The organism is Alkalihalophilus lindianensis (genome assembly GCF_032843265.1).
Classification (GTDB): domain Bacteria; phylum Bacillota; class Bacilli; order Bacillales; family Bacillaceae_D; genus Alkalihalophilus; species Alkalihalophilus lindianensis.
The window spans coordinates 1-248 of the sequence record NZ_JAWJBA010000778.1; the positions used below are offsets into that span (position 1 = coordinate 1).

The window sequence follows — 248 nt, forward strand, 5'->3', positions numbered from 1 at the left end:
CTGGCTTCTATCGCACCTCGCTTTCAGCGGCCGTTCGTTATGAGGACTATCCCGGCATCGGAAGGCTCGCGACGCCAAAGCTGGGTTTCGTCTGGTCACCCAATGCGGATGTCGACTTCAAACTGAGCTGGGGCCGCTCTTTCAAGTCGCCGACCCTCTATCAGCGGCTCAATCCCGTTACCGTCTATCTGTTTCCCGGAAACCTCTACGGCGAGCGGCCGGGCGCTCCAGCGGGTCAGACGATATTG

1 protein-coding gene is annotated in these 248 nt (G+C 59.7%); it reads left to right on the plus strand.

Going from position 1 to position 248, the window contains the following annotated elements; translation table 11 throughout:
* The coding region (locus tag RYX56_RS26760; protein ID WP_317124376.1) for a TonB-dependent receptor domain-containing protein at positions 1-248 on the plus strand (248 nt) is incomplete at both ends.